23 protein-coding genes are annotated in these 22,007 nt (G+C 65.3%); 13 read left to right on the forward strand and 10 right to left on the reverse strand.

All coding sequences use genetic code 11. From position 1 onward, the window contains the following. Positions 1–28: 28 nt before the first annotated feature. Positions 29–718, reverse strand: coding sequence for a type 1 glutamine amidotransferase domain-containing protein (locus JC616_RS13165; protein ID WP_107799548.1), 690 nt, complete (start codon positions 716–718; stop codon positions 29–31). A 137-nt stretch (positions 719–855) separates the two neighbouring features. Then, positions 856–1,317 carry a MerR family transcriptional regulator gene (locus tag JC616_RS13170; protein ID WP_227103496.1) on the reverse strand — a complete coding sequence of 154 codons (462 nt, stop codon included), beginning with the start codon at positions 1,315–1,317 and terminating at the stop codon, positions 856–858. 81 nt (positions 1,318–1,398) lie between these two features. On the opposite strand from JC616_RS13170, the gene JC616_RS13175 reads away from it, so the two are divergent. Next, positions 1,399–2,625, forward strand: coding sequence for an NADH:flavin oxidoreductase/NADH oxidase family protein (locus JC616_RS13175; protein ID WP_227103498.1), 1,227 nt, complete (start codon positions 1,399–1,401; stop codon positions 2,623–2,625). A gap of 10 nt (positions 2,626–2,635) precedes the next feature. On the opposite strand, the gene JC616_RS13180 is transcribed toward JC616_RS13175, so the two are convergent. Beyond that, positions 2,636–3,523 (reverse strand): LysR family transcriptional regulator, encoded by an 888-nt coding sequence (locus JC616_RS13180; RefSeq protein WP_227103500.1) that lies wholly within the window; start codon positions 3,521–3,523, stop codon positions 2,636–2,638. A 138-nt stretch (positions 3,524–3,661) separates the two neighbouring features. Here JC616_RS13180 and JC616_RS13185 point away from each other — a divergent pair, with 138 nt between their 5' ends. The 3 genes from JC616_RS13185 to JC616_RS13195 all read left to right on the forward strand — a co-directional run bounded on the left by JC616_RS13185 (position 3,662) and on the right by JC616_RS13195 (position 6,242). After that, entirely contained in the window at positions 3,662–4,534 is an 873-nt protein-coding gene (locus tag JC616_RS13185) for an MBL fold metallo-hydrolase (RefSeq protein ID WP_227103502.1), read from the forward strand. Between the two features lie 140 nt (positions 4,535–4,674). After that, positions 4,675–4,866, forward strand: a complete 192-nt coding sequence (locus JC616_RS13190) for a hypothetical protein (protein ID WP_227103504.1) — start codon at positions 4,675–4,677, stop codon at positions 4,864–4,866. A 5-nt stretch (positions 4,867–4,871) separates the two neighbouring features. Then, entirely contained in the window at positions 4,872–6,242 is a 1,371-nt protein-coding gene (locus JC616_RS13195; RefSeq protein WP_227103507.1) for an amidase, read from the forward strand. Between the two features lie 167 nt (positions 6,243–6,409). On the opposite strand, the gene JC616_RS13200 is transcribed toward JC616_RS13195, so the two are convergent. After that, positions 6,410–7,318: a LysR family transcriptional regulator gene (locus tag JC616_RS13200; protein WP_227103509.1), complete on the reverse strand. Its 909-nt coding sequence runs from the start codon at positions 7,316–7,318 to the stop codon at positions 6,410–6,412. Between the two features lie 114 nt (positions 7,319–7,432). Between JC616_RS13200 and JC616_RS13205 the strand changes: the two genes are divergently transcribed. The 3 genes from JC616_RS13205 (at position 7,433) to JC616_RS13215 (ending at position 10,642) form a co-directional block, all read left to right on the forward strand. Beyond that, positions 7,433–8,374: a DMT family transporter gene (locus tag JC616_RS13205; RefSeq protein WP_107799555.1), complete on the forward strand. Its 942-nt coding sequence runs from the start codon at positions 7,433–7,435 to the stop codon at positions 8,372–8,374. A 161-nt stretch (positions 8,375–8,535) separates the two neighbouring features. Then, a complete protein-coding gene (locus tag JC616_RS13210) occupies positions 8,536–9,012 on the forward strand; it encodes a hypothetical protein (RefSeq protein ID WP_227103511.1) in 477 nt (158 codons plus the stop codon). Between the two features lie 208 nt (positions 9,013–9,220). Further along, positions 9,221–10,642 (forward strand): Dyp-type peroxidase, encoded by a 1,422-nt coding sequence (locus JC616_RS13215; protein ID WP_227103513.1) that lies wholly within the window; start codon positions 9,221–9,223, stop codon positions 10,640–10,642. Positions 10,643–10,784: 142 nt separating this feature from the next. On the opposite strand, the gene JC616_RS13220 is transcribed toward JC616_RS13215, so the two are convergent. Together JC616_RS13220 and JC616_RS13225 are read right to left on the reverse strand one after the other, a co-directional pair. After that, positions 10,785–11,891 (reverse strand): SGNH/GDSL hydrolase family protein, encoded by a 1,107-nt coding sequence (locus JC616_RS13220; RefSeq protein ID WP_227103515.1) that lies wholly within the window; start codon positions 11,889–11,891, stop codon positions 10,785–10,787. Between the two features lie 164 nt (positions 11,892–12,055). After that, on the reverse strand, positions 12,056–12,547 hold the full coding sequence (locus JC616_RS13225) for a surface-adhesin E family protein (RefSeq protein WP_227103517.1): 492 nt from the start codon (positions 12,545–12,547) through the stop codon (positions 12,056–12,058). A gap of 395 nt (positions 12,548–12,942) precedes the next feature. On the opposite strand from JC616_RS13225, the gene JC616_RS13230 reads away from it, so the two are divergent. Then, positions 12,943–14,151, forward strand: a complete 1,209-nt coding sequence (locus JC616_RS13230) for a hypothetical protein (RefSeq protein WP_227103519.1) — start codon at positions 12,943–12,945, stop codon at positions 14,149–14,151. 244 nt (positions 14,152–14,395) lie between these two features. Beyond that, positions 14,396–15,484: a chitosanase gene (locus JC616_RS13235; protein ID WP_227103522.1), complete on the forward strand. Its 1,089-nt coding sequence runs from the start codon at positions 14,396–14,398 to the stop codon at positions 15,482–15,484. Between the two features lie 111 nt (positions 15,485–15,595). Here the strand turns inward: JC616_RS13235 and JC616_RS13240 are convergent, their stop codons facing one another. The 3 genes from JC616_RS13240 to JC616_RS13250 form a co-directional block, all read right to left on the reverse strand. Continuing rightward, positions 15,596–16,930: a hypothetical protein gene (locus tag JC616_RS13240; RefSeq protein WP_227103524.1), complete on the reverse strand. Its 1,335-nt coding sequence runs from the start codon at positions 16,928–16,930 to the stop codon at positions 15,596–15,598. A 249-nt stretch (positions 16,931–17,179) separates the two neighbouring features. Then, positions 17,180–17,821 carry a CHAP domain-containing protein gene (locus tag JC616_RS13245; RefSeq protein ID WP_227103526.1) on the reverse strand — a complete coding sequence of 214 codons (642 nt, stop codon included), beginning with the start codon at positions 17,819–17,821 and terminating at the stop codon, positions 17,180–17,182. Beyond that, positions 17,818–18,189: a hypothetical protein gene (locus JC616_RS13250; protein WP_227103528.1), complete on the reverse strand. Its 372-nt coding sequence runs from the start codon at positions 18,187–18,189 to the stop codon at positions 17,818–17,820. Before JC616_RS13250 ends, JC616_RS13245 begins: the two co-directional genes overlap by 4 nt. Positions 18,190–18,351: 162 nt before the next feature. Here JC616_RS13250 and JC616_RS13255 point away from each other — a divergent pair, with 162 nt between their 5' ends. Next, positions 18,352–18,690, forward strand: a complete 339-nt coding sequence (locus JC616_RS13255) for a hypothetical protein (RefSeq protein ID WP_107799564.1) — start codon at positions 18,352–18,354, stop codon at positions 18,688–18,690. 155 nt (positions 18,691–18,845) lie between these two features. Next, entirely contained in the window at positions 18,846–19,214 is a 369-nt protein-coding gene (locus tag JC616_RS13260) for a LecA/PA-IL family lectin (protein ID WP_107799565.1), read from the forward strand. Between the two features lie 85 nt (positions 19,215–19,299). Here JC616_RS13260 and JC616_RS13265 read toward each other — a convergent pair whose 3' ends face one another. Further along, on the reverse strand, positions 19,300–19,644 hold the full coding sequence (locus tag JC616_RS13265; protein WP_227103530.1) for a DUF4180 domain-containing protein: 345 nt from the start codon (positions 19,642–19,644) through the stop codon (positions 19,300–19,302). Positions 19,645–20,007: 363 nt separating this feature from the next. Here JC616_RS13265 and JC616_RS13270 point away from each other — a divergent pair, with 363 nt between their 5' ends. Together JC616_RS13270 and JC616_RS13275 are read left to right on the forward strand one after the other, a co-directional pair. Further along, complete coding sequence (locus JC616_RS13270) at positions 20,008–20,823, forward strand: hypothetical protein (RefSeq protein ID WP_227103532.1); 816 nt, start codon at positions 20,008–20,010, stop codon at positions 20,821–20,823. Continuing rightward, positions 20,820–22,001, forward strand: coding sequence for a hypothetical protein (locus JC616_RS13275; protein ID WP_146176648.1), 1,182 nt, complete (start codon positions 20,820–20,822; stop codon positions 21,999–22,001). The genes JC616_RS13270 and JC616_RS13275 overlap by 4 nt, the downstream gene beginning before the upstream one ends. Positions 22,002–22,007: the final 6 nt, after the last annotated feature.

The raw sequence follows: 22,007 nt of genomic DNA on the forward strand, positions 1-22,007 counted from the left end.
CGGCCGCGCGAGGCCGGCGCTCCCGGCCTCAGCGCGACAGCAAGGCGGCCACTCGCTTGGCGGTGGCCTTGGCCGACTGCGGGTTTTGCCCGGTCACCAGCCGGCCGTCCACCACCACCTTGGGCATGAACGGCAGCCAGGCTTTTTCATAGCGGGCGCCGCGCCGCCTCATTTCCTCCTCGGCGTTGTAGGGCACTTTGCCGGCCACGCCGGCCAACACTTCCTCCCGCCAGGAAAAGCCGGTCAGCCGGCGGCCGGCCACCAGCAGCGCGCCGTCGGACAAGCGGATATTCAGCAGGCCGCAATAACCGTGGCACACCGAGGAAACGACGCCGCCCTGCTCGTAGATCTCGCGGGCGAGCCGCTGCAGGCCGGCGTGCTCCGGAAAATCCCACATCACCGCGTGGCCGCCGGTGAAATAGATCGCGTCGAACGCCGCCGGGGCGATGTCTTCCGGCTTGGCGGTATCCGCCAGCAAGGCCCGCTTATCGGCGCTGGCCAGCCAGGCCCGCGCCGAGGCGTCGGCGTTCGGCCATTTCAGCGAGCGCGGCTCCAAGGGAGAGGCGCCGCCCAGCGGACTGATCAACTGCTGCTCCCAGCCTTGCGCGGCGAACACCTCGTAAGCGTGGCTCAATTCAGACAGCCACAAACCGGTGGCTTCGGACGGATCGGCGTAGTGAGCGACATTGCTCACCACATGCAGAATGCGCTTGCTCATGACGGCTTCTCCTCATCAAAGCGCCGCTGGGGTTTGAACATGGTTTGCGTCGGCCGTTTCCGGCGGCGGGCCTGCGCCACCTTAAGCTTCAAGTCCGCTAGAGGGTCAAGGCATTTCACCTGAGCCTAAGCGCCCGTTTACGACTTTTCCGGGAGCGGGCCTTGCCCGCTTCCCGGCGCTCCGCCCGCCGCGCCGTCCTCGTCGCGCAGGCGGTTCAACACCCATTGGGCCCGCTCGTCGCAGGCCAGCCCTTCCGGCCCGTTCTCCATGCCGGCGATCACCCGCCGCAACTGGGCCTTGTTCTGCTCCAGCCGCTGCTGCAAGCGTTCGATCTCGGCCACTTTGCGCATGAGCCCCGCCAGCAGGTCCTCATGCTGCCAGGCCTTAGGCTCCGTCGGCAGCAGACGGCGAATTTCCTCCAGGGAAAAGCCGGCGCTCTGGGCGCTGGCGATGATGTCCAATACCCACAGCGCTTCCGGGCCGTAATCGCGGTAGCCGTTGGCCCCGCGCGCCACCGCCCGGATCAGGCCGCTGGCTTCGTAAAAGCGAATGCGGGAGGCGGTCATGCCGCAGCGCTTCGCCAATTCTCCAATTTTCATCCGCGTTCTCGATCGGGGCTTGACATTAAAGTTAACTTTAAACCTATGGTTGAGCCAAGATCAAACCCGGAGCGCGCGCTCATGCCCCTATTCAGCCCCTTGACCCTTCCCAACGGCTCCAGCCTGCCCAACCGCATCGCCAAGGCGGCGATGGAAGAAAACATGGCGGACGCGGACCAGGCCCCGTCCGATGCCTTGATGAGGCTCTACCAGGCCTGGGCGGACGGCGGCGCCGGCCTGCTGATCAGCGGCAACGTGATGGTGGACGGCCGCGCGATGACCGGGCCGGGCGGCGTGGTGCTGGAGGACGAGCGCCAGATGGAGCGCTTCCGGCGCTGGGCCCGGATCGGCCGCTCCCGCGGCGCGCAGTTCTGGTTGCAAATCAACCATCCCGGCCGTCAGATGCCGGCCAATCTGGGCCAGGCCACCTGGGCGCCGTCCGCGGTGCCGCTGGACCTGGGCAAGATGTCCAGGCATTTCGCCCTGCCGCAGGCGATGACGCCGCAGGGGATCGCCGATGTGATACGGCGCTTCGCCCGCAGCGCGGGCCTCGCCGAGCAGGCCGGTTTCGACGGCGTGGAAATCCACGCGGCCCACGGCTATCTGCTCAGCCAGTTCCTGTCCCCGCTGTCCAACCAAAGAACGGACGCCTGGGGCGGCCCGCTGGAAAACCGGGCCCGCCTGTTGCTGGAGATCGTCAAAGCGGTGCGCGCGGAGGTGTCCCCGGGCTTCGCCGTGGCGGTCAAGCTCAATTCCGCCGATTTCCAGCGCGGCGGCTTCAGCGCCGACGACGCCCGCCAGGTGGTGCTCTGGCTCAATGAGCTGGCGGTGGATCTGGTCGAGCTTTCCGGCGGCAGTTACGAAGCGCCGGCGATGCAGGGCGAGGCCCGCGACGGGCGCACCCTGGCCCGCGAGGCCTATTTCCTGACGTTCGCCCAAGCGCTCCAAACCGTGGCCGCCATGCCGGTGATGGTCACCGGCGGCATCCGCCGCCGGCCGGTGGCCGAACAGGTGGTGGCCAGCGGCGTGGCCATGGCGGGCATCGCCACCGCGCTGGCCCTGGACCCCAGGCTGCCCAGCGACTGGCGCCAGGGCAAGGACACCGCTCCGGCGCTGCCGCCCATCGCCTGGCGCAACAAGCCGCTGGCGGCGCTCGCCAATATGGCCGCGGTGAAGTTTCAGCTGCGCCGGCTCAGCCAGGGCAAGACGCCCAAGCCCCAGGTGTCGCCGCTGCGGGCGCTGATCCAGCAGCAGCTGGCCGCCGCCTGCCGCGCCCGCCGCTATCGACGCTGGGCGGCGCAACGCTGAGCCGGCGGCCTCAAGCGCCCGGCAGCGCGGCCAGAAAGCGCTTCAGCGCCGGGTTGGCCGCGTCCTTGCGGCTGACGAAGCTCAGCGGCATCGGCAAGGACAAATCCCGCAGCCGGAAGAAGCGCGCCTGGGCCGGCGGCCGGCCCAGATTGGCCGAGTTGACGATGGCGGCGCCGATGCCGGCGCAGACCAGCGACAAGATCGCCGTTTCGGTGCCGGCCTCCTGCGCCACCCTAAGACGCACGTCCAGTTGCCGGCAAGCGCTGATCAGGCGGTCGTAATAGCCGGGATAGGCTTCGCGCGGCATGGTGACGAAGGGCCGGTCCGCCAGGCTGCGCAGCGCGATGGGGCGGCTCTCGTCATGGCCGGTGTCCCAGCAGCGCGGCAGCGCCAGCACCACGTCGTGCTCCAGCAAGGGCAGGCCGGCCAGGCTTTCCGGCAAGTCTTCGTATTGGTAGATGAAGCCGCCGTCCAGCGCGCCCTCCTCCAGCGCGCTCAATTGCTGCGGCGTGTTCAGCACGCTCAGCTCCAGCGCCACCTCCGGCGCCTCCGCCTGGAAGCGGCTGAAAGCCTGGGGCACCAGGCCGTCCCAACCGGCGTTCTCCACGCAGCCCAGCCGCAGCCGGCCCAAAAGGCCGGCGGCCACGCGCCGCGCGCTCTCGGCCGCGTCGTCCAGCGCGGCCATCGCTTTGCGCACCTCGCGCAAATAGCTTGCGCCGGCCGCGGTCAGCTTGAGGCCGCGCGGCGAACGCTCAAACAGCGGCAGGCCCAGCTCTTGTTCCAGGTCCTGGATCTGCCGCGACACCGCCGGCTGGGTGATGTGCAGATGCTCGGAGGCCAGGCGCACGCTTTGGTGCTCGGCCACGGCGATGAAGTAACGAAGATGGCGCAATTCCATGCGGGGTCTTTCGGCTTGGCTATGCCTTTAAGTTATCACGAATTAATAATTCGGCATTGGAAAGCATGGATAATTTCCGCGATAGTGACGGTCAAGCCGCCGGCCGCGCCGGCGCGCATCCTAGCCGCAGAGACCCAAATGGACACCATCAGCCCCACTTATCAACTTGGCGACGCCAAGATCACCCGCGTGACGGACACCCTGCTGCACGGCCTGGCCCCGTCCTTCCTCTACCGCGACTGGAACGAGACGCTGCTGGCGCAAGAGCCGGGCTTGCGCGGTCTGCTGGACGCCGACGGCGCGCGCCTCACCCTGAGCGTGCACAGCTGGGCGGTGGAATGGGCCGGCCAGGTTTTCCTGATCGACACCGGCGTCGGCAATGACAAGGAACGCGCGTTCAACCCGCTGTTCCACCGGCTGCAAACCCCCTTTCTGGAACGCCTGGCCCGCGCGGGCATCCAGCCCGCGGACGTCGACCACGTGTTGCTGACCCATTTGCACGCGGACCATGTGGGCTGGAACACGCGGCTGATCAACGGCCAGTGGACGCCCACCTTCCCCAAGGCCCTCTATGCTTTGCCGCAAGGCGATCTGGATTTCTTCGCCACGCCGGAAGCGGACAGCCGGCGCATGGTGTTCGACGACAGCGTGGCGCCGGTGATCGCCTCCGGTCAGGCGCGCGCGATCGGCCTGGACGGCGGCGACTACCAGGACGGTTTCCGCTTCCACCCCACGCCCGGCCATTGCGCCGGCCATATGTCGATTTCGCTGAGTTCGCGCGGTGAGACGGCGCTGTTCTGCGGCGATGTGATGCATACGCCGATGCAGGTGTACCGGCCGGAATGGAATTCGGTGTTCTGCCGGGAGCAGGACGCGGCGCGGGCATCCCGGCGCTGGCTGCTGGACTTCGCCGCCGAGCGCCGCGCCCTGGTGTTCAGCGCCCACTTCGCCGACAGCTCCGCCGGCCGGGTGACGCGCCGGGACGGCGGCTTCGGCTGGACCTTCCTCTAGAGGCGCCGCTTAACGATCCGCCGCCTCCGTGGGGCGTCCCCGTCCACGCGGCTTTGAAACGCCGACGACAAGCTGCTCTAATCCTTAATCTCAATGCCTTGCGCCAGGCCTTGCACAGGCCCCCAACCTAGGAGCTCCTCATGGCCCTTCCCACCCTCGCGCCGGAGGCCGTCGCCGCCCTGGCCCAGGCCGCCGGCCTCAAGCTCGCCCCCGATCGCCTGGAGGCCGTCGCCGCCACCCTGGCCTTCATCCGCGCGGAAATCGCCAAGCTGGACCGGCTGAGCCCGGCCGACGCGCGCTCAGCGCCCCCCTTCGACCCGGACTGGAGGTAAACGCCGTGCAAGCCTATCAATTGAGCATTGTGGACGCGGCCCGGCAGATAGCGGACGGCCAGTTGTCGCCGGTGGAGCTGACCCGCTCGGTGCTGGAGCGGGCGCAAGAGAAAGAAGACCAGCTGTCCGCCTATGTCACGCTCGCCGCGGATCAGGCCATGGACGCCGCGCGGCGGGCCGAGCAGGAAATCCGCCGCAAGGAATACCGCGGCGTCTTGCACGGCATCCCCTACGCGCTGAAAGACCTGATAGACGCGGCCGGCCTGCCCACCACCGCCAGTTCGCAAGTGCGCCGGCATCACCTCGCCGCCGCCGACAGCGAGGTGGCCGCCCGGCTCAAACAGGCGGGCATGATCTTGACCGGCAAGACCCATACCCATGAATTCGCCTTTGGCCTGACCACGCCGCAAACCAACAATCCCTGGGCGCCGGAGCGTTCCCCCGGCGGCTCCAGCGGCGGTTCCGCCGCCGCGGTGGCTTATGGCGGCGCGCTGGCGGCGCTGGGCACCGACACCGGCGGCTCCATCCGGGTGCCGGCCGCCTTGTGCGGGCTGGTGGGCCTGAAGCCCACTTACGAACTGGTGTCCCGCCAAGGCGTGGTGCCGCTGTCCGGCTCGCTGGACCATGTCGGCCCCATCACCCGCACCGTGGCGGACGCCGCGGCCTTATTGGACGCCATCGCGACGCGACGGCCGCCATCGGCCGACAGCTACCGCCAGGGCCTGGGCCAGGGGGTGGACGGGCTGCGCGTCGGCGTGGCCGGCAATTATTTCTGCGAGCATATCGCGCCGGACATCCAGGCCGCGCTCCAGGATCAGCAGGCCGAACTCGCCGCCGCCGGCGCGACGCTGGTGGAGGTCGAGATCCCGCTGACCGATTTCATCCTGCCCATCCAATGGGGCCTGATAGCGCCGGAAGCCGCCGCCTATCACCGGGACGCGCTGCGCCGCGCGCCGCAGCTGTACGGCGACGAGGTGAGGACGCTGCTGGAAGCCTGCATGCTGGTGCCGCAGAATGAACACGCCCAGGCCCAGGCCGCGCGGATCGCGCTACAAACCGCCTGGCGCCGGCTTTTCGCCGGCATCGACCTGCTCATGGTCCCCACCGTGCCGCACACCGCGCCGCTGCACGGCCAGGACAGTTTCGTCTGGCCGGACGGCGTCGAAGAGAGCGTGGTATCCGCCTATATACGGCTGAGCACGCCCGCCAATGTGCTGGGCCTGCCGGCGCTGACGGTGCCGGCCGGCCTGGACCGGGCCGGGCTGCCGTTCGGCGTACAGCTGATTGGCCGGCCTTTCGACGAGCTCACGGTGCTGCGCGCCGGCCAGCTGATAGAGAGCCGCTGCCAAACCCGGTTTGACCTGCCGCGGGCCTAAGAAGCTGTTCACAGCCTGCCGCGCTTCGCGACGCGTGGCGCGGCGGGCGCCGCTTAAACATGCTCGTGCGCCGCCTGCGCATTCCGCTTTCTCAGCGGCTTTCGCCTTGTCTCGCCCTGGCCCGCGAGGCTTTGAACAGGCTTGTGGACTGTCCGCATCGCGCCCGCTCACAAACCGCCCAGCGAACCGTCGCGCAGGCTCTTGGCCATGGTTTTGCAGGTGTGGAGAAAAGCCGCCACCGCCGGACTGACGTGCTTCCGGCTGGGCACCGCCAGGCCCACCGCGCGCCGCACCATGGGCGCCAGCGGCTTTTTCACCACGCCGGGGCATAAGGCCAGCAAGGGCGCCGGCACCGCGAGATCGGCGACGATGGACACCCCGGCGCCGTTCTCCACCATTTTGACGATGGTGAGAATCTGGGCGTAGCGGTGCTTGACCATGGGCCGCAGGCCGGCGGTTTCAAACAATCTCTCAATCAGCGCGGTATTGCCCGCCAGCGTCATGATGAAGGGCATGTCGCACAAATCCGCCAGCCGCGCCGCCGGCTGGCCGGCCAGCGGATGGCCGGCCGGAATCAAGGCCACGAACTGGTCCTCCACCAGCGGCAAGGTGTCGAAACGATCGTCCGGCAGCACCACGAAGCCCACGTCCACCCGGCGCTCGCTGACCCATTGCGCCACCTCGTCGTCCTCGCCCTCTTCCACGAACACGTCGATTTCCGGATAGCTGGCGCGGAACTGCTCGAGGATGCGCGGCAACAGCAGCAACGAGGAGGTGGTGCCGAAGGAGCCGATGCGCAGCACGCCGCGGTTCAGGCCGCGCGCCGCCGACGCCTCCTGACGGATCGCCTCGGCCACGCCCAAGAGCTCGCGCACGCGCAGCAGCAGGCTGTTGCCGGCCTCGGTGGCCTCGATGCCGGCCTGGCCGCGCGTCAGCAGGGTCAGCCCCCATTCCTTCTCCAATTGCCTGATCGCGTGCGACACCGCGGATTGGCTGATGCCCAGTTTGTCCGCCGCCGCGGTGAAGCCGCCCAGCTCCGCCACCAGCGCAAAGATTTCCAGCTGCGTAAAGGTCATGACCGTCTCGTCCACCCATGAGCAAATGCTCATTTTTCCATGAATTCAAACAATCAATAGTATATACGCACCCACATAGCATCAGGAGGCCGGGCGGCTCGCCCGGCGCCCACCATGAACCACTCAAGCACCCTCGCCGTCGCGGCGCAGCCCGCCCGCGCGCAAACCGCGCTCAGGCCGGCCCTGTCTCTGAAACTGGCGCTGACCGCGCTGTTCTGGGGCGGCACCTTCATCGCCGGCAGAGTGCTGGCGCAATCCATGCCGCTGATGACTGCCGCCTTCGGCCGCTTCCTGGTGGCCGCCCTGCTGCTGGTGCTGGTGGCTTGCCGGCTGGAAGGCGGGCTGCCGCGGCTGAACCGCTCGCAGATCGCCGTCACCGCGTTTCTGGGCTTTACCGGCATTTTTCTCTACAACGCCTGTTTCTTCGGCGCGCTGGCGCGCATTCCCGCCGGCCGCACCGCCTTGTTCGTCAGCCTCAATCCCATCATGACCGCGCTGGCCGCCAGCCTGATTTTCCGCGAACGCCTGGGCCTGCGCCGCTGGGCCGGCATCGCCGTGGCCTTGCTGGGCGCCATGGTGGTCATCACCCGCGGCGATCTCGTCGGCACGGTCCACGATTTCAGCCAGTCCTTCGGCGCCGGCGAAGCCCTGATGAGCCTGGCGGTGCTGAGCTGGGCGGCCTATACGCTGGGCTCGCGCAAGGCGATGGAAACCCTGAGTCCGATCGCGGCCACCACCTACGCCACGCTGTGGGGCCTGGCCTTCCTGTCTCTGGGCGCGGCCGGCGAGATCGGCTCCGTTCCCTGGGCCTCCTTCGGCTGGCGGATCTGGCTGTCCATGCTCTATCTGGGGGCCATAGGCACCGTGGTGGGCTTTATCTGGTATTACCAGGGCATCCGGGAGATCGGCCCCTCGCGCGCCGCCGTGTTCACCAATCTGGTGCCCGCCTTCGGCGTGCTGCTGTCCGCGGGGCTGCTGGGCGAACCCATCCTGGCGTCCATGCTGGCGGGCGGCGCGCTGGCGGCGGCGGGCGTGTCCCTGACCAACCGCAAGTGAGCGTTCGGCCGCGCCCGCCCCCGCCGGGCGCGGCCCTCGGGCAAGCCCTTAGTACGAATACCTAAACCACGGCCATTGATTTGCAAAACGAATAAAATCGCATTGACAGTCAAGGTCGCGCTGCTAGGCTTCAATTCCCAAACCCCTTAGGGAGAAGCCCCATGGCCAGCCCGCTCACCCTGTTGATGCCGGTCATTCCCGGCACCAGCCTGGAAGCCATCGCCGCCACTCTGGCGGAATACGAACCCACCCTGCATCAAGCGCTGACTTCGATCGGCACCGTCCATTACGCGCGCACCTTGCTCCTGGACCGCTCCGCCGCCAATCTGCAGCCTACCGGCAAAAGCAGCGACAACTACGTGATCGCGGTCATCACCGAGTACGACGGCAGCTTCAACGCCTACATCAACGACTTCGTCGCCCAGGTGGGCACCGTCTTCGACGCACTGCTGCAATTCGTGGTGGGAGGCAAGGCGCTGACCCCGGTGGCCAATAATGTGGCGGCCTTTCAGGCCTTCATCGCCCAGAACGACGCGTCCCAGCATATTCCCAACAACGGCGGCGGCGGCAAGGACGACAACGGCTTGTACCAGGCCTATCCGTACACGGTGCAGACCATACTCGCCGCGCTGGACTGAAGCGCGCCCGCCAGGCGCAGGCGGCCCGCCCGCTTGCGCCTTAGAGCCTGTTCAAAGCCTCGCGAGCAAGCGCGAGTCAAGGCGAAAACGAGCGAAAAAGCGGAATGTACGCGTGGTACATGAGCGGGTACTCGCCGAGCAGCGCTTCACGAAGCGCAGCGGACTTTGAACAGCCTCTTACACCCGTCCCATTGCTGAAAGGCATGCCATGAACAGCCCCGACCTCCCGTACGACGACATCCAAGGCACGATTCTGCGCGGCTACCGCGTGGACCTGGCCCGGCATTTCATTCTGAGCGTTAGCGACAAGGCCGCCGCCGGCGAGCTGATCCTGAAACTGGTGGAGGGCCGGGACGGCCTGCCGAGCATCACCAGCGCCAAGCGCTGGCTGCAAAAACCGAACAGCTTCCTGAACATAGGCTTCACCTGTCCCGGGCTGCGCATGCTGGGCGTCGGCGCCGAGCAGCTGGCCAGTTTCGAATCGACCTTCCAACGCGGCGCCACCGATGGCGACACCGCCAGCCTCGTTGGCGACATCGGCGCCAGCGCGCCTGAAAAATGGATAGGCGGCCTGGCCAATGGCGAGCAGGTGCACATCGTGCTCAGCTTGTGGGTGGCCAAGGACCCGGCGCTGCTGGAAAGCCTCAGCGCGCGGCTGCGTCAGGCCTTCGCCGGCGCCGTCAGCGAACTATCCGCCCATGACGCCCAGGCGCTGCCTGACAATCAGGTGCACTTCGGTTACCGCGACAGCATCGCCCAGCCCACCATCGCCGGCGCGCCGCCGCGCAAGCGCCCGGAACCGGACGATCAGGCCGTCATCGCCACCGGGGAATTCCTGCTCGGCTACACCAACGAGGGCAAGGGCGTGTACTCGGTGCAACCGCCCGAACTCAGCCGCAACAGCAGCTATGCCGCTTTCCGCATCCTGGAACAGGACGTGGCCGCTTTCGACGCGTTCCTGAGCGAATACGCGGCCAAGGCCGGCATCGATCCCGAACTGCTGGCGGCCAAGGTATGCGGACGCTGGCGCAACGGCAACCCGCTGACGCTGCGGCCGGACGAGGCCGGCGCCACGCTGCCGACCAGTCAATTGAACGACTTCAACTACGTCAATGCCCAGCCGTCCCAAGACGACACCCTGGGCCTGAAATGTCCGATAGGCTCCCACATCCGCCGCAACAATCCGCGCAACGGCGCGGTGGTGGGCACCGACAGCGCCCACCACCGCATCGTGCGCCGGGCCATGCCTTACGGCCCGGCCTACGACCCCGAACACCCCTCGGCCGCGGCCCGCGGCCTGATCGGCTACTTCATCAACGCCAGCCTGAGCAATCAGTTCGAATTTCTCAGCAGCCAGTGGAACCTGCTCAGCGACTTCGTCAAATCCGCCACGGAACCGGGCAATCCGGACGCCGGCAACGCGGTGTTCAACATCAGCGGAGAAGACGTCTTCCTCGGCGTCAACGACCCCGCGGACAGCAGCTTCACCCTGGCCGCGCCCGGCCGCTCGGGCAAGAACAACACCGTGTTGCAGGGCTTCTCGCGGATGATCATCACCCGCGGCGGCGCGTATTGCTTCCTTCCCGGCATCGGCGGCCTGCGCTACCTGGCGCGGCTGGCCAGCGGCTAAGAGCCTGTTCAAAGTCTGCTGCGCGTCGTGAAGCCTTGCACGGTGAGTACGAGCTCAAAATGCTCATGTACCACGTGTACATTCCGCTTTTTCGCTCGTTTTCGCCTTGTCTCGCCCTTGCTCGCGAGACTTTGAGCAGGCTCTAAGACGCGTCGGCCGGCCGCCCGTACTGCTCGTGGATGAAGTCCGTCATGTGCGCGGCCAGGATCTGGTGCACCTCCTGGCTGGGGTGCACCTCGTCGTGGAACAGGTGGCGATGCGAGCTGTCCAGCGGCCGCGCGTCGCCGGCGAAGCCGAGCACGCGCGGCAGGTCGATATAGCCCTCGTGCTTATTGTGCATCGTGTCGTAATCCACTGTTTCCGCCAGCTCCATCAGGTAATCCAGCTTGGCGCCGATATCGAAGAAACGGAGGGTCACCCCGGCGTCGCGGTAGCGGGCTTGCAACGCCTCCACCGCCTGGCTCAGCTGCCGGTTATGCCGCTGAGACAAGTCGTGCAGCTTTTCGGCCTCCGCCGGCGGCTGTTTGCGCGCGTTCACGGTTTTGGACAGATCCGGCGCGCCGGCCACCAGGATGTCCTTGACCCCCTTGGCCACCAGCTTGTCGATCTGCCGCTCGTAGGTGCGGATCACCTTGTCCACGTCGGTCTTGCCGAAAGTCATGTAGTCGTTGGAGCCCAGGGCCAGCACCGCCATATCGCCCGGCTGGAAGTGGTGCTTATTGATCTGGCGCTCCATATGGGAGATGAACATGAAGGCCGGGTTCCACTTGGAGTACTTGCCGGCCACCGCGCCGCCCTCGGCGTAATTGACCACCGGCTTCCCCAGAAAAGCCCTGGACGCCAGGAAGTCCGGCCAGGCGAAGCCATTGGTGAAACGCCCTTCGTAGTACTGGCGCGAGGACGGCATCACCCCCAGGGTTTTGCTGAGCATGCGGCCTTCGGAGTCCGACAGGCTGTCGCCTATCACCACCAGGCGCTGGATATGCCCCAGGCTCTTGCCCTCCCCGGCGGCCGCGGCCGGCGTCTTGGCCTGCACCGCCTGGTTTTTCAGCGCCAGCGCGAACAGCGCTTTTTTGTCGAAGCCAAGCGAGGCGACGGAGTCCGAGCGCGACAGCGTGGAAGGCTCGTGCCGCAATTGCCGCAGCCGCATGATCAGCCTGGACGCCTCCGCCAAGCGCGCCTCCTCGCGCCGGGCGCAGTGCCTGGGAACCAGCAGTTTTCCGGGTACGAGTTTGCAAGTCATCGGCATGGCGTAAGCTCCTGTGCGCGATCCGCGGCGCGGTCAATGGGTTTTCAATGTGCCGCAGCATGCCCAAGCGCGAGCCCGCAAGCTTGCTTAAAACGATCACGCCGCCGGTCAAGGCGCGCAAAAAAGCCCTGCCGAGGCAGGGCGCTTGCCGTAGGCCGCCGCGATCAGCGGCTCTTATCCCGATGAAACGCCAGATGCTCGCTGGCGTAACGCCTCTGCTCCCGCAAGAAGCCCTGAATGCCCTGCCGCATCGCCACCGCCATGTCCGGCCGCTTTTCCGGCTTGCAGATATAGGTCCACAGAAAATCCTCCTGCGTGTCCGGCTGGATGTCCTCCATCTTGGCGTGCTCGAACTCGGTTTCCCGCGATTCGCCGTTCACATCGAAAGCCACCGTCATCGGCATCATGATCAGGCGCTGCCGGCAATGGATCTCGTACAGGGACTGGCTGTAGGCGTAAGCCGTCATCGGCTTGTCCGCCTCGAATCTGGGCGCGCACAGCGTCCAGAACTTGACGGTGCCGTGCGGCGATTGCGCAATGCTGTCGGTATCGATCAACAAGCCGCCCTCGCTGGGGTTGAAGTAGGTGAAATCCCAGCTGGAGGCGCTGGCCATGGAGGACAACAAGATAAAAACGCAGGCAATGACTTTCAACATTCTGATTCCCAATATTTTTCCAATCGATACGCGCAATGCAGCGGCGGCGGGCATGATAACAGCCCTGGTTTTTCCTTGTGAATGGCCGGGCGCGCTCTGAGTCAAGCCCGCGGAGCCGAAACACGGCAAGGCGAATCGTCGCAGCACAGGGCCAAGGCTGGTAAATGGGTCGCGGATCAAGGGCGTTTTCTTACACTTGAGCCAGCCGTCCATCGGCCCGTGGCCGGAATCGTTTTCTGAAAGTATTCCCCGCCGCTCAGCCTTCACACTGCGCCCCAATAAAATAACCATGCGGCAAACCTGGGTTCGCTCCCCAGCGCGTCCGTCGCCGTCCGCTTCGGACGGCGCGCCGAGACGCCGCCGCTCCAAATCTGCACCTCGCCGGGAAAACCGCCATGAGCACCATTCCAACCGCCATCCAACTGCGGGCGCAGCAGTACGACCTGTCCCGCCTGCAAGACCACAAGGAACACAGCCGCGTCGGCATGCGCAAAGACGGCATGCTGGTGCTGTACACCGGCCGCAGCTATCTGCTGCACCCGGAACAAACCCGGCGCGCCAGGGACTTTCTCCGCGCCCGGGGAGCCGTCGTCGGCTCCGGCCCGCTCAAGCTGTCCGCTTTATTGCGCCTGAGCCCGCCCGTCGTCGCGCCCCGCAACGCTCCGCCGCCGGCTGGGGACAGGAGCTCTTGCCTGCTGCTGCGCAGCCTGATGCAACAGCAAGTCCGCCTGATTCGAGAAGAACTGGGCCTGCTGCGCAGCGCCTGCGTGGTGACGCGGGCCAAACAACGCCTCGCCCAGCCAGAGACCAAGGCGGACGCCCCGCTCCCGCAAGCCATGCCGCCGGCGCTGCTGCGCCGCTTCAAGATGGTGGGCGTGGCTTTCGAGCGTCCGCCGGCAAGCTACGCCGAATTGTTGTCCGGCATCCGGGCCTGCGGCCGGCCGAAACAGATCGCCGTCGCGGAAAGAAAACTGGGCAAGGTCGATCTCAGCTCCGCGCCCAAGCCCGGCAAGGTCAAAAGCCTGCTCGCCGCGCTGGCGCGCGCATCGGAGGACGCCTGGACCCAATGCGCGCGGGCGCATGGCGGCGAGCAGGCGCGCGCCTTCCGGCAAACAGCGTTCATCCAGGGGTCGACGATAGGCGAACAAGGCGTTTGCTTCCCGCTGGTCGTCAAATGGTTGGCCAGCCAGCGCAGCTGGCCAAACGAGGCCGAGGCCTTTTTCCGCGACATCGAAACCGAGGGCGGACGGGACGAGGTGATGGAACTGGCGGTCAACAGCTATGTGTGGCGAAGCGTAGACGCCATCGCCGACTATTTCGCCGTCTATGGCTTGAGCCCTCGCGGCCACAGCGAAAGCCCGGGCTTCAAGATCGCGCTGGAGCGCGACGGCCTGTACAACATCGGCATCCGCCCCGCCCAAGGCGTCGGCCACGCCTTGGCGGCCAGGGTGGATCATGCCGCGCGGACATTCCGGTTTTTCGATCCCAATAGCGGGGAATACACGCTGCCGTCCGCCGAGGCCCTGGCCGGCTTTGCGCAAGACTACCTGGCGCTGGCCTACCCTGCGCTGGACAAGGGCAGCGATGTGATGCGGCTGGAGTAGCGCCCGCTCCAAACCTCATCGTCTGAATTTTCCGCGCGCCAATCCGCATAGAATGCGCTTGCTGCGCGCGGCGCTACTTCCCTCTTCCAACGCTGAAACGCCGATAGGAGGCCCATCTACTTGCGCGCGTCCGCGCCGCCCGTTCCATTTGCCAGTCCCCCCCTCTTTCGCCAATAAAATCCGTATGGCATTTTGTGCGTTTTCCCGGCTCGCGCCGCCCTACCTCTGTCTACCGGAGAACGTTTTGAAACGCACACTTTCGATGCTGGCCCTGGCCGGCGCCGGCTGGCTGGCCTGCGCCGGCGCATCCTGGGCGCAAGCCTCTCCCGCCGGCAGCGCTCCCAGGCTGGCGGCGCGGCTGGCGGTCTGCGCCGCGCCGTGGAAGGCCGCCACGCCCTATCCGGCCGGCAGCGTGGCCAGCCATCACGGCGTCAACTTCACCGCCGTTTACTGGACCCAGGGCAACACGCCGGACGCCAGCAGCGGCGCGGCGGAAATAGGCCAGCCCTGGACCGCCGGCGCGCGCTGCGCGCTGCCCGGCAAGGCCAAAGCGGCCAATCCGGACGCCAACTTCTCCCCCAGCACGCTGAAATTCCTGAAAGCCAACACCGGGCTGGACGGCGAGCAGTGGAACAACATCATGAAGTTAGTGAACAAGCCGGAGCAAGACTCGCTGGATTGGCCCAAGTTTTACGGCTATTGCGAGGACATCGACGACGAACGCGGCTTCACCATCGGCATTTTCGGCGCCACCACCGGCGGCCCGCGCGATCAGGGGCCGGACGGCCCGACGCTGTTCAAGGAGTTCGACGCCGCCAGCGGCGCCGGCAATCCCTCTATTGCCGGCGGACTGGCGCGCGCCGGGGTGCGCGGCGGCATGCAAGGGCCGGTGCTCAAGATCAGCGACAGCGAGAAGGTGTTCTGCGGCAAGATAGCCGCGCTGCAAAACAACGCCGCCTGGCGCGAAGCGATGTGGCAGACCTTTTACAAGGTCTACATCCAATACAGCGTGCAACAGGCGCGCCAGCGCGGTTTCGGCAGCGCGCTGACGATAGGCTCCTTCGTGGACACCGCGCTGAACCAGGGCGCCAGCGGCGGTTCCGACACGCTGCAGGGACTGCTGTCCCGTTCCGGCGGCAGCGGCGACGAAAAAACCTTCATGAACCGTTTCCACGCCGAGCGCAGCAAGGTGGTGGACACGAATGAATACAACCAGCCGCCCAATGGCAAGAATCGCGTCAAACAATGGAGCGGCCTGCTGAGCCAGGGCGAGACCGATCTGAAAGACGCCGACGCCGCGGTGCTGAAAGCCACCAGCTGGAAGATGAAGTAAACCTAGAAAAGGCCCTGGCCCGCGCGGCGAAACTCCCCGCGAGGGCCGGGCCTGGGCATGGAGGCTTGACCGATGAAGGGCTGGGACATGCGCTTCCGCCCAGGAGATTGACTACGGCGTCAACAGCGCTCGAATGTGACGATCGGCTGTTCTGGTGCTAATCAGCGTATCCAAAGCGTTCAAGCCATGGTTCAGCTCGGCCGAGCGCTCCGTCTGCCCAAGATTCGGAACAATCTGATAAGCCATGCGCCCGCTAAAAGGCTGGCGTCCGATAATTCTTTCCGCCACCGCCTGCTTCAACTCCGCGCCGCCCAACTCCGCTCCAGCCTCTTTAACGGCTTCGGCCAATGGTTGTTTCCATGGCTGCATATCGTAGTAAGGCATTTTTCCGGTCAAGGACAGAAACTCGCCCAAGGATTGATCGCCACTGGCCATGCCTGAATGAGCAAGACACATGAAGTCATGGAAAATATTCTGCGGCAAGGCATTGGCAAAGACAATATTGAGCTGCCCCTGTCCCTCGCCCTTGATTTCCATCTTGTTTTCAAGCCGGCCCGTATCAGGATCGGCAAACGCGATATTGGCCTTGGCGAACAAGGCCGGAAAATCATGTTGCTGGCTGCGCAGGTTCAATATTTCACTGACCTTGTTTGGCAACACCTTCTTGGCGTATCCATCCAGCTGCCTCAACACCATGACGTAATTGGCGTCTTTCCCACTCCCCTTGTTCTCAGTGAGGGTGTTGGCGATAAAAACTTGCGACGCAGTAATACAAGTATCCGAACTGATGTAGGCCAGATGATAGTGACTGTCTTTCGCCAACGAAAGATTGCAGCTATCCAGCAGCTTGACCAGCTCCCCTTCAAAACGGTCTTTGACAGTATTGACAGTAAGCGGATCAACGGGCAGATAACCAATCGCCCCCTTGCCGAAACCCAGATTGAACGCGTCAACCTTGCCAAACCCCATTTTCTGCAACAATTCCTGGCGCTCCGGCAACTGCTGACTGGGAGAAGCCAATAAATCCATTTCCTCAATGAGAGCAATGTCACCCTTGGGAAATTGATATTGATCGCATAATCGATTGATGGTCTCGCCCAGCTTTTCGGTTGTCAAAATACCCACGGGAGCCACGATGAATACCGGATTACTAAGGCTGCTGGCATCGTGACCACCCCCATGCAGAGAGATATTGCGCTGACCGGAATCACTTTCGCCACCTCCATTAGCGGAGACGGGCACAATCGTCACGCGGCAGCCTTCCTCTAAAGCAAGATTGGCTATTTTATTCGCCAAGGCATGATCCCCGCCTCCCTCGCAGAATGGGTTGATTAAGACCACGTCGCGGCCACGGATTGATTTGCCTGAGAAATCCTGAACAGGCTGATTTTCGCTATTGGGTACGACAGTTTGAGGCGTATAGGCTGCGATATGATTGATCGGCATGACAAAGCTCCTTTGGTTTCAGCAAAGTTACCAAGGAAGCCAGAAAGCGGCTTGTAAAAAACACTCACGCCAAAAATCAAAAACCATGCGAAACAAATAGACGTGTTGCCGATAAAAAAAACACACAACGATTTATCGAGCGGCCAAGATCAGGCAAGCACGCCTCATGCGAATAAAATAACGGCCTGCTGGCCAGAGCCAATGCTTCCGATGAAGATGCGCCCCGCAGTGCCGGCAGACAATAGATGGTCAGGCCTCGCCCGCCGGCTCCAGGCCCTCCTCCGCCGGCGCCGAAGCCTGCGGCGCGCGGCGCAGCCAACCCAGCGCCCGCGGATGGTCCACCCGCGGGACGCCCTGCTCCATGAGCAAGGGCAGCCGCTCGCGGGCCTCGCCGAACGGGCCGGGGTTCTGCTGGATGATCTCGATGAAATCCGGCCCGATCCGACTGACGATGGCGACGTGGCCGTAACGGTTGAACACCCAGGGCGCGAACACGATCAGGTCTTCCGCCCGCGGCGCGTCGCCGCCGCCGTTGCGGTATTGCAGCAGACCGCGCTCGGGATTGAGCGCGCCGTTGTCCAGACGGGACTGGAAGAAATCCCGGGCATGGCCCTTGTCTTGCGGCATCTTGTGGCCAAAACGCTGATAGTAATAGCGTTTGACGAACTCCACGCACTGATAGCGCAGGCCCAGATTGTAGCCGTCCGGCGCCAGATTGCGCCCTTCCACATGCTGCACGCCGCCGTTGTAATACACGGCGACGCCGTTGAAGGCGTCCACAGGCTCGCCCACCGCGCGGCCCCAGTTGCTGTTCAGATGCGTGGCCGCCCAGTAGGCGCCGCTCAGCAGCGCGAGCAGCGTCAGCGCCGCCTTGCCCTTGCTCAGCTTCATTGCGGTCCGGGCCCGGCTTTGACCGGCTCGTCCAGCCAATCCTCCAGATGACAGGACTCGCCGGAACGGATCGCGTCGATGCGCTCCACTTGCAAGGCCGGCTTGCCGTCCCGCTCCGTGAATTCGCCCAGGATCCGGGCCGAGGTTTTGGCCTGTTCTTCCAGCGCCTGCGGCGACAGGCCCGGCCATTCCGCCAAGGGCCGGCCTTCCTGGCTCAGCAACTGATAGATAGGTTTGCCGATGCTGCAGCGGGTCAGCCGCAAGCTCCCCTCGTGCGCGCTCAGCATGCCGATATAAATATCCGCCGCCATGGCGGCAAACGGCGTCAGCGCGCCAAGGACAAACAGCATCGGTTTTCGCGGGAACATATCGGTCTCCTTGCGGCCGCCATCGAGACAGGCGGCCTAAAATTCGATCGGCATGTTAACAGTTGCCGTGCCGATGAACCAGCCTCGCCCGGAGCGCGGCTAGCCGCCGCCGGCCGCTCTTGTTATATTGGCGGCCTTCCGTCCTCAGCCCGAACGCCGCCCATGTCCGTCCCCGCCCGTTTCCTTTTTGCCAGCCTGGCGCCGGCCCTGCTCGTTCTGCTGGCCGGCTGCAAGCCGCAGGCGATGCAGGCCAGTTACCACTGCGCCGACGCCACCCGCTTCCACTTCAGCCGCCAGAGCCAGACGGTGGAGCTGATTCGCGGCGAACAGCGTTTTCAGGGCTATATGGACGAACGCGGGCTGCTGACCTGGCCGCGCGACAAGGCCGGCCTGGCGCTGCCGGACAGCTTTTTCATCACGCGCAAGCTGCCGGATGAAATGAAGCTCTACGGCGGCTTCGCCGGCACCGGCCTGGCCTGCAAGCTGGATAAAGGCCGCTGAGCGCCGGCAAGCTATCCGAAGTTCCCCTAGCCGACCTCGCCGAAAGATCAGCGGCTAAAACCCCCATCGCCAACTTTAATGAAATAAGCATATTCCTCGCGCCGTCGGCGCGACGTCGAATCTGCTTTCTCTCACTTTCATTTTGGAGATTCACCATGGCTTGGACCGGTACTGTCGCTGCGAACAATCCCAACGGGGAACCCACCACCATCACTTACAATCCCGGCGATGTGATCACCATTGTCGCGTCGGGCTGGGCAGGCTACGGCCCGCAGCCCAACTGGGGCCCGCAGGGCGACAAGAGCCACCCCAATCAGGGCCTGATCTGCGGCGACGCCTACTGCGGCGCGCTGGTGATGAAGATCGGCGCCGGCGGCTTCATCCCGGTGAACACCGGCCTGTTCCGCTGGAAAGCGCCGGCCAACGCGCAAGGCCAGATCACGCTGTACTACAACGATGTGCCCAGCACCTACGGCAACAACTCCGGTTCCTTCCAGGTAAGCATCGGCAAAGACGCGGTCTGATCGCGCTCTTCCGCTCGCAAGCAGCCCCGCAAGGGGCTGCTCCGCGTCCTTTCCCCGCCTTCACGCTGTCCGAGCCGCTACGCGCTCAATGCTGCGCCGCCAGCCAGGCCAGAGCCGCCTCTCTATCGTCGAACACGCGAAACTGCCGGCCACGGCGCGCTTCGCTCAGGTATTCGCCAAAACGTTCGCCGTAGGCGGCGCCGTCGACGAACACCCCGGCCACGGCAAGACGGTAGTTGACCAGCTTCTGAACGAACTCGCCGGCGAAGCGGCTGCTCAAGTCGAAAAAAGCCGGCGGTAAGGCCTCTTCCGCCAGCAGCACGCGCGGCGCGTCGTGCTCCGCGCACAAGGCCACCAAATCCAGCGCCTGGTCCAGGCTCGCCACCCCGGCGCTGCACTCGATCAACTTCGTCTGCTTGACGGTCGTCACTCGGATTTCCATCGGCACGCTCTCCCTTGCATGAAAAACAAAAGCAAATCATGACTAAGACATGGCCGCACGACAAGCGCCGTTTGAGCATGGCTCTTAAGACCTGCTCAAAGGCTCGCGAGCAAGAACGCGCCTAGACGGCAAGCACAGAGAGAAACGTGTTTAACACCGCGTCGCCGAAGCGCGACGGACCTTGAACTGGCTCCTAGATCATTCATGCGGATTTTCAATATGGTGGTAGTACCTATATCGGCAGTCTGGTCCTTAAACCATATTGATGTCTGCGCAAGCGTAAAAGAAACCGGGCCGGCGGCCGCTCCGTCCGGACCGCCGCGGCGCTCAATGCAAGCAAGGGTTCCGTTCATGCACCGTCTCAGCCAGATCATCATGCCGGTATTGCGGGATTTGCCCGCGTCCCACCTCAAGCGCGAGCTGCTGCAAGCCTTTGAACGGCACGGCAGCCACTTCGACGCGATCGAATCCGGCTTTGCGCGCCTGACCGCGCGGCGGCAAAGCCCGGAAACGCTGCGGCGCTTTTTCCAGAGCTGGAGCCAGACCAACAATAGCGCGATGACGGTGGCCGGCATCAGCAACCGGCTGACGCTGCTGGTCCACACCGGCCAGCCGGTGGCGGACCGCGAGGCCTTGTTCGCCGCCATGGTCTGTTTGAACCGCATCGTGGACGAGGATTTGGCGGTCACGCACAAGGTGCTGCACGCGCAGATGTACTACAACATGGCCACGGGCATTGTCGGAGATGACCAGTGGCTGTCCCATGCCTATCTCCACCCCAGCGCCAAGGCCTTCAAAAGCTGGAAGGATCATCAGTCGCTGCGCGAGCCGGACCTGGCCGTCGCGCTGCTGACCACGCTGACGCACGAGATCTACACCCATGGCGAGGTGGAATTCATCCTGCCGCTGTTCCGCCGCTGGCTGACCCGGACGCTGGGCTTCGCCGAGCGAGACGCCACCCGCACGCTGGGCTGGATCAGCGTGCACTGCGGCCCCACCGAGAAAAACCACTTCTTCCACGCCATGAACGCCCTAAACCACTACGCGCGGGCCATGGCGCTGGACCTGGAGCGCTACAGCCTGGACGGCATCGTCGGCGCCTATCTGGAGCAAAAGGCGGCGGTGCTGGCGACGGTGCCGCGGGACGCCGCCGCGGAGGCGCTGTGAGCCGGCCGCGGCCTCCGCTTTTGCGGCTGGCGGACCAGGCCGCCGCGCCGCCGCCCTGGCCGCCGGGCGCGCCGCCCCTGTTCGCCCCGGAACAGTTGGCGCGCGCCCGCGTGGAGGTGTCCGCCGACTATCTGAGCAGCCTGCGGCGCCTGAGCGCGCTGCTGGACGCCGCCTTCCGCGCCATTGTCGGCCGCTACTTTCTGGATCCACGCATCCGGGCGCTCTATCAGCTGCCCAAGGCCATGGAAGCGCTGCTGCGGCGCGCGCACGGCCGGCCTTACCGCGTGGGCTTCTACCGTCCGGACTTCATCTACGACCGCCATGGCCAGCCGCGCATTTGCGAGGTGGGCGCGCGCTACCCGATGAACGGCTGGATGATCAGCCGCTGGCTGGGTCAGCCGGCCGGAGACGACGCCTTCTTGCAAACCTTGCGTCAATGGCATCCGCCCGGCTGCGTGGTGGCGCTGACGCACGCCCGCGAACCCGGCACCGAGATTTTCCTGCTGGCGGAAACGCTGCGCCGCGACGGCGTCCACTTTCTGTCCGCCCGGCCGGAGGCGCTCAGCGTCCGCGACGGCAAGCTGCGGCTGGACGGCCGGACGGTGAACCGCTGCATCCTGGAAATGGATCGCAGCGAACTGCCGCTGCTGCCGGACCGGGTGCTGGACCAGCTACTGGACGGCGGCGCGTATTTCAACGACATCCGCACGCTGATCCTGGTGCACGACAAGCGGGTGCTGGCGGTCCTGAATCGCGAGGACATCATGCGGGACTGCCTGGACGCCGACGATTACGCGGCCTTGCGCCCCTTTCTGATCCCCTCCTTCGCGCCGGCCTCGCGGGACGAGGCCGAGGCCCTGCTGGCGCGCGCCGGCGACTTCATCGCCAAACCCAGCAGCGGCGGCCGCGGCCTGGGCTCGCTGGTGCGCTCCGCCTGCGGCGAAACCGCCTGGCGCGAACTGGTGCTGGGGCAATGGCCGCAATACATGTTCCAGGACTACATCGAGCAAAGCGAGTTCGTGGACCCGGAAAGCCGGCAGCGCATCCGACTGGTGGGCATGCAGCTGTGCCGCGACGCGGAAAGCTACGGCCCCGGCGTGTTTCGCGGCTCGGACGAGTTGATCATCAATCTGCACCAGCGCCGCGGCAAGCTGTACTCCGCCGCTGCGACGGCCTGAACCGGT

This window comes from Chromobacterium rhizoryzae (genome assembly GCF_020544465.1).
Lineage (GTDB): Bacteria > Pseudomonadota > Gammaproteobacteria > Burkholderiales > Chromobacteriaceae > Chromobacterium.